General features: G+C 69.1%; 10 protein-coding genes. 5 read left to right on the forward strand and 5 right to left on the reverse strand.

Features of this window, described 5'->3' with window-relative positions; all coding sequences use genetic code 11:
• Nucleotides 1-3: 3 nt before the first annotated feature.
• The 5 genes from FO470_RS01065 to uraD are packed head-to-tail and all read left to right on the forward strand — an operon-like array spanning nt 4 to nt 7,232.
• Nucleotides 4-828 carry an FAD binding domain-containing protein gene (locus tag FO470_RS01065; RefSeq protein ID WP_144341081.1) on the forward strand — a complete coding sequence of 275 codons (825 nt, stop codon included), beginning with the start codon at nt 4-6 and terminating at the stop codon, nt 826-828.
• Entirely contained in the window at nt 825-3,614 is a 2,790-nt protein-coding gene (locus FO470_RS01070; RefSeq protein WP_144341082.1) for a molybdopterin-dependent oxidoreductase, read from the forward strand. Before FO470_RS01065 ends, FO470_RS01070 begins: the two co-directional genes overlap by 4 nt.
• 6 nt (nt 3,615-3,620) lie before the next feature.
• Nucleotides 3,621-4,919, forward strand: coding sequence for an NCS2 family permease (locus tag FO470_RS01075; protein ID WP_144341083.1), 1,299 nt, complete (start codon nt 3,621-3,623; stop codon nt 4,917-4,919).
• A gap of 56 nt (nt 4,920-4,975) precedes the next feature.
• Entirely contained in the window at nt 4,976-6,325 is a 1,350-nt protein-coding gene (gene guaD, locus FO470_RS01080) for a guanine deaminase (RefSeq protein ID WP_144341084.1), read from the forward strand.
• A complete protein-coding gene (uraD, locus tag FO470_RS01085; RefSeq protein ID WP_144342000.1) occupies nt 6,315-7,232 on the forward strand; it encodes a 2-oxo-4-hydroxy-4-carboxy-5-ureidoimidazoline decarboxylase in 918 nt (305 codons plus the stop codon). Before guaD ends, uraD begins: the two co-directional genes overlap by 11 nt.
• A gap of 45 nt (nt 7,233-7,277) precedes the next feature.
• On the opposite strand, the gene FO470_RS01090 is transcribed toward uraD, so the two are convergent.
• The 5 genes from FO470_RS01090 to FO470_RS01110 are packed head-to-tail and all read right to left on the reverse strand — an operon-like array spanning nt 7,278 to nt 16,595.
• Entirely contained in the window at nt 7,278-7,952 is a 675-nt protein-coding gene (locus tag FO470_RS01090; RefSeq protein WP_144341085.1) for a hypothetical protein, read from the reverse strand.
• Nucleotides 7,953-7,965: 13 nt separating this feature from the next.
• Nucleotides 7,966-8,544: an invasion associated locus B family protein gene (locus tag FO470_RS01095; RefSeq protein WP_144342001.1), complete on the reverse strand. Its 579-nt coding sequence runs from the start codon at nt 8,542-8,544 to the stop codon at nt 7,966-7,968.
• Between the two features lie 37 nt (nt 8,545-8,581).
• Nucleotides 8,582-15,421, reverse strand: a complete 6,840-nt coding sequence (locus tag FO470_RS01100) for a hypothetical protein (protein WP_144341086.1) — start codon at nt 15,419-15,421, stop codon at nt 8,582-8,584.
• On the reverse strand, nt 15,418-15,858 hold the full coding sequence (locus FO470_RS01105; RefSeq protein ID WP_144341087.1) for a hypothetical protein: 441 nt from the start codon (nt 15,856-15,858) through the stop codon (nt 15,418-15,420). Before FO470_RS01105 ends, FO470_RS01100 begins: the two co-directional genes overlap by 4 nt.
• Complete coding sequence (locus FO470_RS01110) at nt 15,855-16,595, reverse strand: EAL domain-containing protein (RefSeq protein WP_186291793.1); 741 nt, start codon at nt 16,593-16,595, stop codon at nt 15,855-15,857. The genes FO470_RS01105 and FO470_RS01110 overlap by 4 nt, the downstream gene beginning before the upstream one ends.
• Between the last annotated feature and the right edge of the window lie 45 nt (nt 16,596-16,640).

Genomic DNA, 16,640 nt, shown 5'->3' on the forward strand with positions numbered 1-16,640 from the left:
GCCATGGATCTCAACACCATCGATGCCGTCGTCCGCCCGCGGCATCGCGCTCAGCTGGGCGCTCTCGGGCCGGGCGATGCCTGGCTCGCCGGCGGCACATGGCTGTTCTCAGAGCCGCAGCCGCATCTGACCCGGCTGTTCGACCTCTCGCTGACCGGCTGGGAGCCGTTGCGCGCCGACGAGACCGGCCTTTCCATCGCCGCCACCTGCACCGTCGCGACGCTCGACGCCTTCGAGGCGCCGCCCAGCTGGCGCGCCGCGCCGCTGATCGGCCAGTGCTGCCGGTCCTTCCTCGCCTCCTTCAAGATCTGGAACATGGCCACGGTAGGCGGCAATCTGTGCATGTCGCTGCCCGCCGGGCCGATGATCTCCCTCTGCGTCGCGCTCGAGGGGATCTGCACCATCTGGACGCCGGACGGCGGCGAACGCCGCCTGCCGGTGGTCGATTTCGTCCAGGGGCCGCTGCAGCCGGCGCTGCGGCCGGGCGAACTCTTGCGCAGCATCGAGCTGCCGCGCGAGGCGCTGGGCCGGCGCACCGCCTTCCGCCGCGCCTCGCTCACCCGGCTGGGGCGCTCCGGCGTCCTGCTGATCGGCACGCTGCCGGCGGCCGGCGGCCTCGTGCTGACCGTCACCGCCTCGACCCGCCGGCCGGTGCGGCTTGCCTTCGCCGACATGCCCGGCGCCACCGAGCTGTCGGCCCGCCTCGCCGAGGCGATTCCCGACGCGCTCTATTATGACGACGTCCACGGCCGTCCCGACTGGCGCCGCCACCTGACCTTCGATTTCGCCGAGGAGATCCGGCAGGAACTGGCGGAGGCGCGCGCGTGAGCCTCACCGTCAACGGCCAGACCCACGATGCGACGCCCCGTCCGGGCCAGTGCCTGCGCACCTTCCTGCGCGAGCTCGGCTGGTTCGGGGTCAAGAAGGGATGCGACGCCGGCGACTGCGGCGCCTGCACCGTGCATCTCGACGGGCGCCCGGTGCATAGCTGCCTCGTCCCGGCCTTCCGCGCCGAGGGCCGGGCCGTGACCACCGTCGAGGGGCTGGGCGGCCCGGCAGCGCTGCACCCGATGCAGCAGGCCTTTCTCGACGCACAGGGCTTCCAGTGCGGCTTCTGCACCGCCGGCATGCTGATGACGGCCGCCTGCCTCGACCAGGCCCAGCGCAACGACCTGCCGAATGCCCTCAAGGGCAATCTGTGCCGCTGCACCGGCTACCGGGCCATCGGCGACGCCATTGCCGGCCTGAACCATGTCGAGGCCGAACCCTTCGGCGGCCCCTGCGGCCACAACCTGCCGGCCCCGGCCGGCCCCGGCGTCGTCACCGGCAAGGCTCGCTACACCATGGACGTCGCGCCCGAGGGCGCGCTCTCCGGCCTGCTGCACATGAAGATCCTGCGCTCGCCCCACGCCTCGGCCCGCATCCGCGCCATCGATGCGCGGGCCGCGCGGGCGCTGCCGGGCGTGGTCGCCGTGCTCACCCATGAAGACGCGCCGGACCGCCACTTCTCGAGCGCGCGGCACGAGCACACCACCGACGACCCCGACGACACGCGGGTGCTCGATCCGGTGATCCGCCATATCGGCCAGCGCGTGGCCGCCGTCGTCGCGGAGAGCGAGGCCGTGGCGGAAGCCGCGTGCCGGCTGATCGAGGTGTCCTACGACATCCTGCCGGCCGTGTTCGATCCCGAGGAGGCGATGCAGCCCGGCGCACCCGTCCTCCACGACAAGCCGGCTTCCTCGCGCATCGCGAACGCCGGCCGCAACATCGCCGCCGAGCTTCATGGCGAGGTCGGCAATGTCGAGCGGGGCTTTGCCGAAGCTGATCTGGTGCATGAAGCGGTCTACCGCACGCAGCGCGTCCAGCATGCGCATCTGGAGACGCACGGCTGCATCGGCGGGTACGACACCGACGGCCGGCTCACCATCCGTACCTCGTCGCAGACGCCGTTCCTCACCCGCGACGCGCTCGCCACGCTCTACGATCTGCCGCGCGACAAGGTGCGCGTCTTCACCGAGCGCGTCGGCGGCGGCTTCGGCGGCAAGCAGGAAATGCTGACGGAGGACATCGTCGCGCTGGCCGTGATGAAGACCGGCCGCCCGGTGAAGCTCGAATATTCGCGCCCGGAGCAGTTCGCCTCGTCCACCTGCCGGCATCCGATGCGGATCACGGTCAAGGTCGGCGCCAAGCGCGACGGCACGCTGACCGCCATCGCCGTGCGTATCCTCTCGAACACCGGCGCCTACGGCAATCACGGGCCCGGCGTGCTCTTCCACAGCGCGGGCGAATCCATCGCCCTCTACCGCTGTCCCAACAAGAAGGCGGACGGCTATGCCGTCTACACCAATACACCGCCCAGCGGCGCCTTCCGCGGCTACGGGCTGAGCCAGTCGACCTTCGCCATCGAATCCGCCATGGACGAGGTGGCGCGCAAGCTCGGCATCGATCCCTTCGCCTTTCGCCGGCTCAACGTCGTGCAGCCCACCGACCCGATCCAGTCCGCCGGCCATGCGGAAGACGACCTTTTCTTCGGCAGCTACGGGCTCGACCAGTGCCTCGATCTGGCGGAGAAGAGCCTCGAGCGTGCCCCCGCGCCCGATCTCGGGCCCGACTGGCTGATCGGGCGCGGCATGGCGGCGTCGATGATCGGCACCGTTCCGCCACGCGGGCATCGGGCCGAATGCCGCATCCGCCTCGCCCCCGACGGCACATATGAGCTTTCCGTCGGCACCGCCGAATTCGGCAACGGCACCACCACGGTCCATGGCCAGATCGCCGCCGCCATGCTCGGCGCAATGCCGGCTCAAATCCGTATCCGGCAGTCCGACACGGATGTCGTGACCCACGACACCGGCGCCTTCGGCAGTGCCGGCACGGTGGTCGCCGGCGCCGCCACACGGCTGGCCGCCGAAGCGCTCGCCGGAGCGATCCGCAACTACGCCAGCGCCTATGCCGGCGTGGAACGTGCCGCCTGCCGGCTGTTCGGCGGCGAGGTGGTGGCCGGCAAACGCCGCATCCCGCTGTCCGAGCTCGCCGACGCCGCGCGGCGGGACGGCCGGGGACTGTCCGGCATCGGCAGCACCAACGGCACGCCCCGCTCCATCGCCTTCAACGTGCAGGGCTTCGCCGTCGCGGTCCACCGCCGCCATGGCGAGATCCGCATCCTGCACAGCGTGCAGGCGGCCGACGCCGGCTTCGTCATCAACCCGATGCAATGCCGCGGGCAGATCGAGGGCGGCGTCGCCCAGGCGCTCGGCGCCGCGCTCTACGAGGAACTGCTGGTCGACGAGGAGGGGCGGATCGCCAATCCGACCTTCCGCGGCTACCACATCCCGACCTTCGCCGACACGCCCCTGACCGAGGTGCTGTTCGCCGAGACCACGGACCGGATCGGCCCGCTCGGCGCCAAGTCGATGAGCGAAAGTCCCTACAATCCGGTGGCGGCCGCCCTCGCCAATGCGATATGCGACGCCACCGGCGTACGCCTGCGCGAGACGCCCTTCACCGCCGACAAGCTGTACCGGCTGGTGCTCGACGCGAATCAAACCCGCGCCGACGCACCGGCAATGACCGACATCGCCGGCAACAACGCGGCGTTTCCACCAGAGGGGTGAGCTAACATGCTCGAGAAACTGTTCGCGCTGAAGGATCACGGCACGAACGTCAGAACGGAAATTCTGGCGGGCATCACGACCTTCGTGACGATGGCCTACATCATCTTCATCAACCCGATCATCCTGGGCGATGCCGGCATGCCGCAGGGCGCGGTCTTCGTCGCCACCTGCATCGTCGCCGCCGTCGGCACGCTGATCATGGGCCTCTACGCCAACTACCCGATCGCGCTGGCACCCGGCATGGGCCTCAACGCCTATTTCGCCTATGTCGTGGTGCTCGGCATGGGCTACACGTGGCAGGCGGCGCTCGGCGCGGTGTTCATTTCCGGCACGCTGTTCCTGCTGGTGACGCTGTTCCGCCTGCGCGACATCATCGTCAACGGCATCCCGCATTCGTTGCGCATCGCCATCACGGTCGGCATCGGCCTGTTCCTGGCGATCATCTCGCTGAAGAACGCCGGCATCATCACCGGCAGCCCGGCGACGCTGGTCACGCTCGGCGACCTGCACAAGCCGGAAGTGGTGCTGGCGGTGATCGGCTTCATCGTCGTCGCCGTGCTGTCGGTGCTGGAGGTGAAGGGCGCGCTTCTGATCGGCATCCTGACGGTGACGGTGCTGAGCTTCATCTTCGCCGGCAACACTTTCAAGGGCATCGTCTCGGTGCCCCCTTCCATCGAGCCGACCTTCTTCGCGCTCGACGTGAAGAGCGCCCTCTCCGGCGGCATTCTCAACGTGGTGCTGGTCTTCTTCCTGGTCGAGCTGTTCGACGCCACCGGCACGCTGATGGGCGTCGCCCGCCGCGCCGGCCTGCTAACGCCCGAACGCGAGGGCCGGCTGAGCAAGGCGCTGATGGCGGACAGCAGCGCGATCTTCCTCGGCTCGCTGCTCGGCACCTCCAGCACCACCGCCTATCTGGAAAGCGCCGCCGGCGTGCAGGAAGGCGGGCGCACCGGCCTCACCGCGGTGACGGTCGCCGTGCTGTTCCTGGCCTGCCTGTTCATCTCGCCGCTCGCCGGGTCGGTTCCCGCCTACGCCACCGCGCCGGCGCTGTTCTACGTCGCCTGCCTGATGCTGCGCGAACTGGTTGACCTCGACTGGGAAGACACGACGGAGGTCATACCCGCCTGCGTCACCGCGCTGCTGATGCCCTTCACCTACTCGATCGCCAACGGCGTCTCCTTCGGCTTCATCAGCTATGCCGCGCTGAAGCTGCTGACCGGTCGCGCGCGGCAGGTGCATCCGGTGGTATGGGTCATCGCCGCCGTGTTCCTGTTCAAGTTCATCCACGAGACGGCGGGGCACTGAACGCCACTTCCGGGTGTCGGGGATCCTCCCCGGCGCCCGGCTCACGGGAAGCTAACATGGTGTCCTCCCTTGCGGCTCTTCGCGGACCCGCCGTCACCCTCGTCGACGATCCGTTCGCACAGGCCTCGCGGGCCTGCCTCCAGTATCACGAGGATGCGCTGGTCCTGATCGAGGACGGAACGATCCGCGCCTTCGGTCCCTATGCCGAGCTCAGGGACATGGTGCCCGATGGCATCACCCCGGAGCACTTTCCCGGACACCTGCTCGCTCCCGGCTTTATCGACACCCATGTGCATTATCCGCAGCTGCAGATGATCGGCGCCTTCGGCGCGCAGCTGCTGGAATGGCTCGACACCTACACCTTCCCGGCCGAGATGAGCTTCGCCGACGCCGCTCATGCCGAACGGGTGGCGAAGCTGTTCCTACGCGAACTGCTGCGCGCGGGCACCACCACGGCAATGGTGTACTGCACCGTGCACCCTCATTCCGTGGATGCCTTTTTCGCCGAATCCGAGCGTTTCAACACGCGGATGATCGCCGGTAAAGTGCTGATGGACCGCAACGCGCCGGCGCCGCTGCTCGACACCGCCCAGCGCGGGCACGACGAGAGCCTCGCCCTGATCGAGCGCTGGCACGGGCGCGGGCGGCAGCTCTACTGCGTCACCCCGCGCTTCGCGCCCACCTCGACCGACGCGCAGCTCGAGGCGGCGGGCGCGTTGCTGAAGAGCCGCGACGGCCTCTTCCTGCAGACGCATCTGTGCGAGAACCCCGGCGAGGTGGAATGGGTGCGCGAGCTCTTCCCCGCGCGCTCCTCCTATCTCGACGTCTACGCCCATGCCGGGCTCGTGCGTCCACGCTCCATGTTCGGCCATGCCGTGCACATGCACGAGCACGATTTCTGCACCTGCCACCAGACCGGCGCCGGCCTCGCCCATTGTCCGACCTCGAATCTCTTCCTCGGCAGCGGGCTGTTCAAGCTGTTCGAGGCGACCGATCCGCGCCGGCCGGTGAAGGTCGGGCTCGGCACCGATGTCGGCGCCGGCACCAGCCTGTCGCAGCTCCAGACGCTGAACGAGGCCTACAAGGTCGCCGCGCTGGCCGGGCACAAGCTCGACGCGGTGCAGGGCTTCTACCTCGCCACGCTCGGTAGCGCCCGGGCGCTGGGCCTCGACGACCGGCTCGGCAGGCTGGCGCCGGGCCACGAGGCGGACATTTGCGTGCTCGACCCGCACGCCACTCCGCTCATGGCCTTCCGCGCCGGCTATTGCGCCTCCATCGAGGAGCTGCTGTTCATGCTGATGACGCTGGGCGACGACCGCGCCGTGCGCGCGACCTATGTCGCCGGGCAGCGCGTCTATGATCGCGACCGTGCCGGCGATCCCTTCCATCTTCCCGATGCCGCGTGAGCATTCCCGTGAGGCAGCCGTGACCGACCGCATCCACCTCGACGCCCTCAACGCCCTCGACGAAGCCGGCTTCGTTGCCGCCCTCGACGGCATCTTCGAGCACACGCCCTGGGTCGCCCGCGACGCCTTCGCCAGCCGCCCCTTCGCCACGGTGACCGACCTTCATGCCGCCCTCACGAGGGCTGTGGAGGCTCGGCCGGAAGCAGCGAAAGCCGCCTTCATTGCCGCCCACCCCGACCTCGCCGGCAAGGCCGCGCGCGCCGGCGATGTAGCACCCGCGTCGATCTCCGAGCAGGCGGGGCTCGGGCTCGACCGGCTTTCCGATGCCGAATACGAACGCTTCGAGCGGCTGAACGGCGCCTATCGCGCGCGTTTCGGCTTTCCCTTCGTCGTCTGTGTGCGGCGCCAGACCCGCGACGCCGTGCTGGCGGCCTTCGAGACGCGCCTCGCCCATGATCGCCCGCAGGAACTCGCCACGGCGCTGCGGGAGATCGGCTACATCACCCGCCTGCGGCTGGTCGAGCGCGTGGAGGGCCCCGGCGTACCGAACGTCGCCGGGCGGCTGTCGACCCATGTGCTCGACACCCATCGTGGCGGGCCGGCCGAAGGCGTGCGGGTCGAACTGCACGAGGTCGGCGCCTCCGGCCGGGCCCTGCTGAAGGACACCCTCACCAATGCCGACGGGCGCACCGACACGCCGCTGCTCGGCGGCGACCCGCTGCGTGTCGGTACCTACGAACTGGTCTTCCACGTGGGACCGTACTATGCCGCGCGCGGTCTCGATCTGCCCGAGCGTCCGTTCCTCGACGCCGTGCCGATCCGCTTCGGCATCGCCGAGCCGGAAGGCCACTATCACGTGCCGCTGGTCGTCACGCCCTGGAGCTACGCCACCTATCGCGGCAGCTAGCCCGTCAATCGGCTCGCAAGCGGAGCCCCGGCGAGATACGCCGGATCAGCTACCGGCTGCCTGCGCGACGGATATCGCGACGCAGGTCGCTTCCGACGGCAGCAGCATGACCTGACCCCCGCCATTGGCGAGATCGTAGACCCGGACCGCGCCGAGATTGGTGGCCAGCGAGCTGTCCTGCGGCAGCGCCGCGACGACGGCGTCGCACGACTTCTGATAGGGCACGACGCGCACCAGCGCGCCCTCGCACCCCGTTCCCGTCGGCGCAGCATAGACGATGCCCGCCGCCGGCCCGGAATAGTCCGGTGAGGTAATGTTCAGGCCGAGCACGGAATGCACCGCGTGCTTGTCGGGCTCGGCCGTGTTCCAGTGCGACTGGATACTGTATTGCGCGGAGCCGGAGAGAAGCTGGCCGAGCACCGGAAAGACGGTGCCGCAGGCCTTCAGCCCGGCCTCGCGCGCATGGGCGAGGAAGGGCGTTTCCGGAAGCTGTGGATCGGCCGCCGTCGCGCCCGGCATCGCCGGCCGTCCGAGGAAGCCACGCACGGCCGGAATCTGCGTCGCTCCGAGGACCGCCGCCACAAGCACCGCCGCGCCAAGAAGCGACAGCAGGACCATCCGCTGCCCCGGCCGCGGCGCCACGCCGACATCCCTCTTGGCGGCGTCAGGCGCCGTGGCAGCCCTCGACATGATCCGGTCGCGGATGGATTGCTGCGTCATCGCTTCATTCATTTCAGTTGATCGTCCCGAGCGCCTTGGCGAGGCCTTTCAACGAGGCCGTCACGGTGACGCGCTCGCCGGATGCCATGGCATAGGAGACGGTTACCGGGGCTTCCTTCCCGATCTGCTCGCGCAGGACCGGCCCGACAGGGACCATGCCGACGCAGACCGCCTGGTTGCAGCCCTCGAGCCGCACGGCGACGGGCTGCTTGCGCCCGGAAAAACCGAGCGAGATCTCGCCATTCGGGTCCGCCTGCGGCGCCGTGCGCAGGATCATGAAGGGCTTGCCCTCCTGCGTCGCCGCCAGCGACCAGCTGAAAACCAGCGCGCCAGAGCGATCCTCGATCACCTGGCTCACATTACAGACCATCTGCTTGGCCTTCAGGTTCTCGTCGCAGACGAGCGTCCAGTTCTCGAACGGCGTGGTGACGCGACGATACTGACCGAGAGGCACGCCCTCGGGGACCACCACCTCGGACGCACGGATGCGGTAGGCGGCGGGGGCCGGTGCGGAAGCTGCCGCCGGGGCCGAAGGGTTCTCCTGTCCGACGGCGCGCGCGCCGCCGGACAGGAGCAGACAGGCCACCAGCATCAGGTGGGGGAGTGGGGCCTGCCTGATCACGACAACCTCAGTTGAGCGTGAAGCTGATGCCGCCGCCGACGCCCCAGTTACCGCCGGTGGTCGTGCCGGAAAGGTTGCTGCGGATGCGGCCGTCCTCGCTGGTGTAGCCCGCGCCGATGGCGACGGCCCCCTCGCTGCGCCAGTAGCCGCCGCCGACCGCCACGCTCGCCTTGCCCGGGCGGTCATCGTAGCGCAGCGAGGCCGCCGCAAGACCGATCGCCGCCGCCTGCCGCGCCTCGGTGCGGACTTCGCTGATGCCCTGATTCAGCTGGCCGAACATGTAGTCGGTGTAGGCGTTCGCCTGGTTCAGAGTCTGCGCCGCCACCTGGTTGGTGTAGCTATTGGCGGTCTGGACCGCCGCGGCGGTGCGGTTGTCGGTGTAGGTGTTGGCCTCGATCAGCGTGTTGCCGAGACCTTCGTTGAGCTGGCCGACATTGACCGCATCGGTGTTCTTCACGCCGGCGGCGACGTTGGAGATCAGCACCGGCGCGTTGGGGTCGCCGCCGAGCAGGGTCACCGTGTTCGACTTCGTCCCGTCGGGGTTCTTGTCGTACTTGACCGTGAACTCGTCGAGCTCGCCGATGCCGGTCTCCACCGCCTCGATCGCCTGATTGGTGGCGTAGAGCTGCGAACCGTTGATCGCGTCTGTGCTGGTCGACGAGATCCGGCCCGCCGCCACATTGGTGACCGTCCGCTCAGCCCCCTCGGCACCCACGCTCACCGTACCCACCGGCGCGGTGCCGGCGAAGGCATAGTCCACGCCGTTGATGGTGGTGCCGGAGGTGCCGACCGCCGCCGCCGTGGTCGAACCCGCGCCCAACGCCACAGAATTGGCGGTGCCGGCTGTGGCGCCCTCGCCGATGGCGACGCTGCTGGCGCCGCTCGCCGCGGCCCCGGAGCCGACCGCCGTGGCACCCGCGCCCGAGGCGGAGGCGTTCACGCCGGCCGCCAGCGCGTTCGTGCCGCTCGCCCCGTCATTGTTGTAGTTGCCACCGGTCACGCCGCCATCATTGACGCTGTAATAGTGCGTCTTGTTGGTGATCACCGTGGTGTTCAGTGTCTCGATCGCCTGGTTGGTGGCATAGAGCTGCGAACCGTTGATCGCGTCCGTGCTGGTGGCCGAAATCCGGCCCGCCGCCACATTGGTGATCGTCCGCTCCTCGCCCTCATCACCCACGCTCACCGTGGAGAGCGGCGCGTTGCCCGCGAAGTTGTAGGTGATGCCGGCAATGGTCACGCTGGAGGTGGCGACCGTCACTGCCGTCACCGAGCCGTAGCCGAGGGCGACGTCGCCCTCGAACAGCGCCTGCGCGCCCTGGCCGAGCGCCGTCGAATAGTCGCCGCTCGCCGTCGAAAACTGGCCGAAGGCCGAGGAATAGTTCCCGCTCGCCGTGCTCGCCTGGCCGACCGCGGTGGAGTTCTCGCCCGTCGCCATCGCGACCTGACCGAGCGCGGTCGCGTAGTTGCTGTTGGCGATCGCCCCTTCACCGACCGCCGTCGTGAAGTCGGCGGTCGCCTGGCTGTTCTGACCGATGGCGGAGGAGAAATCGCCCGTCGCCGTGGCGACCTGACCGATGGCCGTGGCCGCCAGCCCTTCGGCCCGCGAGTACATGCCGACCGCCGAGCTGAGATCGCCCGTCGCGTTGGCGCCCTGACCGAGCGCCGTGGCGTACTGGCCGGAGGCGAGGGATTCGTCGCCCACCGCGGTGGTTGATTCGCCGGAAGCCTCCGACTCGCCGCCCAGCGCAACCCCGCGCGGCCCGCTGGCAATGGCTCCGCGCCCCAGGGCGATCGACTGATAACCGCTCGCTGAGGCATCCATGCCGATGGCAACGGCATTCCAGCCGGTGGCGCCATCATTGTTGTAGTTGCCGCCGCCAACCGAGTTGACGCTGAAATAATGCGTCTGGTTGTCGATGACGTAGTCATTCAGCGACTTCAGCTGCGCCACGTTCACCGCGTCGCTGTCCTGCGTGCCCGCCGCGACGCCGGTGATCTGGCGCGTCACGCCGTTGGCCGCGTCGCCGACGCTGACCGCGCCGCGGGTGCTGAACCAGGCCGCGCCCGTGTCGGTCGAGGCAAGACCTGTTAGCGGATCGTAGCCGGCAATACCGGCAGCCGTATTGGCAACCGAGCCGGAACCAAGCGCCACGCCGTTCTCGACGGTCGCCTGGCTATTTTGCCCCAGCGCGGTGGCTCCTACCGCCGTCGCGCTCGCCAACTGACCGATAGCCGTCGCATTCTCGCTATCTGCGGTGGAGGAGTGACCGACGGCCAGGGTATTGGCGCTCAGCGCCTTGCTGAATTGCCCCAAAGCGCTCGAATTGTCGCCCGTCGCCTCGGCGGCCTGCCCGAGCGCGGTCGCATAGGAGCCACTGGCTATGCTGTATTGCCCCATGGCCGTGCTGTAGGTGCCTGTGGCCTCCGCGTGCTGGCCGACGGCGGTGGTGTTCTCACCCGATGCAATGGAGCCTTCACCCACTGCGGTCGTCCAGATATTCGTCGCCTTGCTGTGCTGGCCCAATGCTGTCGAATGATCGCCGGATGCTTCGGCGACCTGGCCCACGGCCGTGCTGGCCAGTCCGCTGGCTACCGTGCCCATACCGACGGCCACCGACAATTCACCGGTGGACTGGGCTTCCTGACCCAGCGCCGTGGAGAAATTGCCGTCCGAGCGCGAGGCCATGCCGAGCGCGGTCGAGCGCTCGCCGATGGACTGGCTGAACTGGCCCACCGCGGTGGAGTACACCCCCGTGGCCTGGGCGGCCTGGCCCACGGCGGTGGTGTTGTAGTTGTTGGCGAGGGCGCCCTGGCCTATGGCGGTCGCATACTCCTGCGTGGCCTGGCTGAACTGGCCCAGCGCGGTGGAGAAAGCGCCCGTGGCATGGCTGTCTTGGCCGAGCGCGGTCGTGTACTGCTGCGAGGCCTCGCTGAACTGGCCCACGGCGGTCGATTCCCCGCCGGTGGCGCTGGCTTGTTGCCCCACCGCCGTATCCCGGTAGTCCTGGGCCAACGAACCCTGCCCCAGCGCTGTCGACTCCCCACCCTCGGCGCGGCTGAACTGGCCCACCGCCGTGGCGTGCCAGCCGGCCGCGCTGAACGAACCCACGGCCGTAGCCAGCTCGCTATAGGCATTCGAGGCTTCGCCCAGCGCGGTCGATGCAAATCCTTGCGCCTGCGCACCTCGGCCGAGAGCGGTCGCGGCCACATCCCATGCGGCGGCGTCCGTACCGACCGCCGTGGTGCCCCAGGCGGTGGCATTGGACCGCGTACCCAGTGCGGTTGAGGCGTCGCCGGTCGCCTGGGCGTTCTGCCCCGCCGCCAGCGTGTCGATGCCGGTGGCACCGTCATTGGCGTAGTTGGTGGCGTCCACCTGCCCGCGCACAGCGCCCGTGTCGTTGACGCTGAAGTAATGCGTCTGGCCGGCAACGACGGCGGCGTCCAGCGCCTTGAGCTGGGCGACGTTCACCGCATCGGTGTCGAGCGAGCCCGCCGCCACGCCGGTGATCTGGCGCGTCAGGCCGGTGGCGGCGTCGCCCACCGAAACCGCCGCCAGCGTGCTCACCCAGGTCGGGTCCGTGTTGGTGGAGGGCAGGCCCGTCGAGGGATCGTAGCCCACCGCGCCCGCCGCCGTGTTCGCCCGCGAGCCGGAGCCCAGCGCCACGCCGGTGCTCTGCGTCACCACCGCGCCATTGCCCAGCGCAACGCCGCTGTCGGCCAGTGCTTGCGCCAGGTAGCCGGACGCAACCGAATACTCGCCAGCCGCCTGCGCGCCAGCACCCAGCGCGGTTGCGCCCAGTGCCGAAGCATTGGCGTATATGCCCAGCGCGCTGGCATCGGTGCCGATGGCGCTTGCATTCGAACCGATGGCGGTGTTGCCGCTGGAGATCGGATGCAGCGGCGGATCGTCCACGCCACCCGCGATGGCGTTGGTACCGATCGCCACGTTGAAATGACCATCGGCGTTGGCGGCGTTGCCCAACGCCAGCGTGCCGTCCCCCTGGGCGCTGGCCGACCGGCCAATGGCAATGCCGCCATAGTTCAGGCCCGCTATGCCATCCGTCGCGATCGCGTCGCTGCCGATAGCAATGGTGTAGTCGCCCTGACCCTTGGCGTTCACGCCGATGGCCACCGCGTTAACGCCCGTGGCACCGTCATTGTCGTAGTTGCCGCCCACCACGCCGTTGTCGTTGACACTGAAGTAGTGGACTTCGTTGGCTTCCACCACGCCGGCCAGCGCGGTCAGCTGCGCCACGTTCACCGCGTCGCTGTCCAGCGAGCCGGCCGCGACGCCGGTGATCTGGCGGAACTGGCCATTGGCCGCATCGCCGACCGACACCGCGCCCAGCGTGCTGGTGGTGGCGTTGACCGCCGCGGCCTGCGTCGCGCTCGCGCCGGTCGGGACGAAGCCCACCGCGCCCGCTGCCGTGTTCGCCACGGAGCCGGAGCCCAGCGCGACGCCAGTGCTCTCGATCACCGTCGCGCCATTGCCCAGCGCCGTGCCGAGCGTGATGCCCGTCGCCGCGCTCAGGGGCGTGCCGCCGGCATCGGCGTTGTCGCCGAAGGCCGCGCCGCCGCCGCCCGCCTTGGAGCCGGCACCCATGGCCACCGATCCGGTGGCCAGAGCGCCGCGGCCGATGGCGATGGCGTCGACGCCGCTCGCCTCGCTGTCGGTGCCGAGCGCCAGCGCGTCCTCGGCCGTCGCCTGCGCGCGGGAGCCGATGGCCACCGTGCGATCGGCCGTCACATAGGCCTGGTTGCCGATGGCGACGACGTCGTTGAGCGCGACGGACGGGAGCGCCGTGACCTCATTGCCGTTGAAGTCGTAGAACCGGTCGGTCGTCTCGTCATAGATCATGCCGGTCGCCGCGCCGGAACCCAGTGCGACATTGTTGCTGCCCTGGATTCCAAAGCCGGCGACCTTGCCCGCCGCGTAGTTGTTGTCGCCCGTCACCGCCCATCCGGCGAACCGGCCCTGGGCGAGGTTGTCGTCGCCCACCACCTGCCAGCCGGCCTGCGGTCCGAGAGCGACATTGTAATCACCGGTCACGAACTCGCCGGTCGCGAAGCCGAGGGCAATGTTGCCGTCGCCGGTGACGCCGCTGCCCGCCACTGTGCCGAAGGCGCTGTTGTTGTTGCCCTGCGCGGTGCCGCCGGCGCTCGCCCCGACATAGGTGTTGTCGTTGCCGCCGGAACCCACGCCGGCCCCGGAGCCGATGAAGGAATTGCGGTCGCCCGTCGCCCCTTGGCCGGCCTGGACGCCCAGCGCGAAAGTGCCAAAGCCGCTGGCGACGGCACGGTCGCCGATGGCGATGGAACTCGCGCCGCTGGCGACGTTCCGGGTGCCGATCGCCGTGGCGTTGAGCCCGCTCGCCGTGTTGCCCGTGCCTATGGCCGTGGAGAAGTCGGCGGAAGCCTCGTTGTCGTAGCTACCAACCGCCGTCGCGTACCAGCCCGACGCCGAGGCGCCCACACCCGCCGCCAGCGAATTCTGGCCCGTGGCGCCATCATTGTTGAAATTGCCGCCGACCGTACCGGCGTCGTTGACGCTGTAATAATGCGTCTGCGCGGCCTTGAGCTGGGCAACGTTCACCGCATCGGTGTCCTGCGTGCCCGCCGCGACACTGGTGATCTGGCGCGTCCAGTTGGCAGCGACGTTACCGACGCTGACCGCCCCCGCCGTGCTGTTCCACGCCACCCCGGCCGGCGTGGCGCCGCCCGTCGGATTGTAGCCGGCGACGCCGAGCGCGGTGTCCGCCAGCGAGCCGGCGCCGAGGGCAACGCCGTACAGAGAGGAAGCGGTCGAGCTCGCGCCCACGGCAAGCGTGTAGTCGGCGCTGGCCTGCGCGCCGGAACCGAATGTCGCCGCATAGGTGCCGGTTGCCAAACTGCGGTAACCGGCCGCGACGCCCCCTTCCTTGGTCGCTTCGCTGCTGTTACCGAAGGCGGAGCTGTAGAGCGCCGTCGCCTTGTTGGCGTAGCCGACCGCGCTGCTCATCGTGCCGGTAGCCTGATTGCCCATGCCCACGGCGGAGGAGCCGGGACCCGACGCCGTGTTGCTGTTGCCGAGAGCCGCGGTGTTGTCGGCCGTCGCCTTGTTGTCGTAGCCGACAGCCGTCGAAAACCAGCCCGATGCCGTGTTGGCCTGACCAAAGACATTGCTGTTGGTGCCGCTCGCCACATTGTAGTCACCGACGGCGATGCTCGAAGTGCCCGTGGCTTGATTGCTGTAACCCGCGGCAAGAGACTCCATGCCGCCGACAGTATTCGCGACACCCACGGCAGTGGCGCGGCTTCCCGAAACCTGATTTTGACTGCCGACCGCGACGCCGTCCTCGCCGCTGGCAACCGCGTTCACGCCGATCGCAATGGAATTCGCGCCGGCGGCGCTCGTCCCCATGGTGCCTTGTGCGATGGCACCGGTGCCGAGATTCGTGGCGATCCAGTTGTTCAACACGGCCAGATCGACACCACCCAGAACGGCGGGAACGCCGCTCACCGTGGCGAAAGCGCCATTCGCGGTCGGCACCTGACACGTCCAGGCAGTCGTATCGAAGGGACCACCGAACCCGGGCCGCGAGCAGGTGCCGCTGGGAGTCACTGTCATGTCCGCCAGCGCCGGCGCGGCAAAGCCGAGACTCGCCACCAGCGCCCCGCCGATGCCCAGCATGCCGAGCGCACGGCGCCGATCCATACCGAGCTGCGCGGAAGCCAACCGGAGCACCGCCATCAGCCTCCGCCGGACGGAACGGTTGTCCGCCGCCCCCAGCACCCAGTCATTCGCGAAAGTCCGCCCGGAAGCCCGCTTGCCGGTATCGTTGGCGTCGATCTTGTTGTTATCGATCATGCTGATGCTCCATCCTGATGCGGCTCGATCGACCGAGGCGGCGTGGTTGGCGTCTTGATGGGGGAAGCCGCATCGGCGGCTCTTTGCTGTTCACGCAGGTTCTGGCCGTCTCGCAGCCCGATCTGCTCGATGGCCTCGAAGGCCTTGGCGACCCAGTCCGTCGAAGGCTGGGGCACCTGTTCCAGAGCCTGCGTCGCCTCGGCCGGCGGCAGCACCCGCAGAAGCAGGTTGCGGCAGGCCGAAAGGTGCAGGGAGGGCGCCCCCTCGCCATAGAACGGCGTGGTGAGCCCGAGAATGAAGCGTGCGAAGAGGTAGCCCTTTTCCGGCGTGGAGAGTTCCTTGCCGTAGCGCACGTCCAGCGCGTTCCAGGCCGAGACGGCCTTCGGCGCCAGCATCTCGACGACCGGGTCGAGCCGGGGTTTCGTCAGCGCGTTCATGCGACGCCTCCGACGGTCTCGAAGGCATCCAGCGCGGCGATGTGATAGCCCTGAAGATGCGTCGCGCCCGCCGCGCTCGCGCAGGCCGCCTGCTCGGATGTCTCCACGCCCTCGACGACCACGATGGGCGCGAAGCTCAGCGCGAATCCCACCATGTGGTGGAGACTGTCCTGTCCGCCGGAGGACGGGCGCACGTCGCGGACGAACGACTTGTCGATCTTGATGATGTCGAAATCGATGAGCTGGACGAGGCGCGGCGAGGAGAAGGCGACACCGAAATCGTCCATCGCGACCCGGCAGCCCCGGCGACGGATCTCGGCGATCAGGCGCGCGGCCAGCGAGAGGCAGCCCAGTGCCTGCGTTTCCGTGAGTTCGAGCACGAGGCGCGACAGCAGGTGGGGACGCTGCAGCAGCGGCCCCAGAATCCCGTCCCAGGTCGTTTCGTCGGCAAGGCTTTCGGCCGATAGGTTACACCCGAGCACCGCGCTGGCATCGGCGTCCAGCCGGTCGAGGATCAGCGCCACCACATGGCGATCGAGAAGGGGAAGGCTGCGCGACCGCTCCAGCACCGGAAGGAACTGGTCCGCCCGCCAGACGATGCCGTCGCGGTCGCACAGTCGAGCAAGACACTCATTGTAGAGCGTCGCGCCCGCCCCGTCGGCCGCACGCACGGGTTCGGTGGCCAGTGACAGCCTCCCCTCCGCAAGAACCTCGTGCAGCACGACGACATCGAACACTTTCGGAAGAGCCCCCACCCCTCGCGCGGATATCCGACAATTCAA

This window comes from Ancylobacter moscoviensis (assembly GCF_007559435.1).
GTDB classification, from domain to species: domain Bacteria; phylum Pseudomonadota; class Alphaproteobacteria; order Rhizobiales; family Xanthobacteraceae; genus Ancylobacter; species Ancylobacter moscoviensis.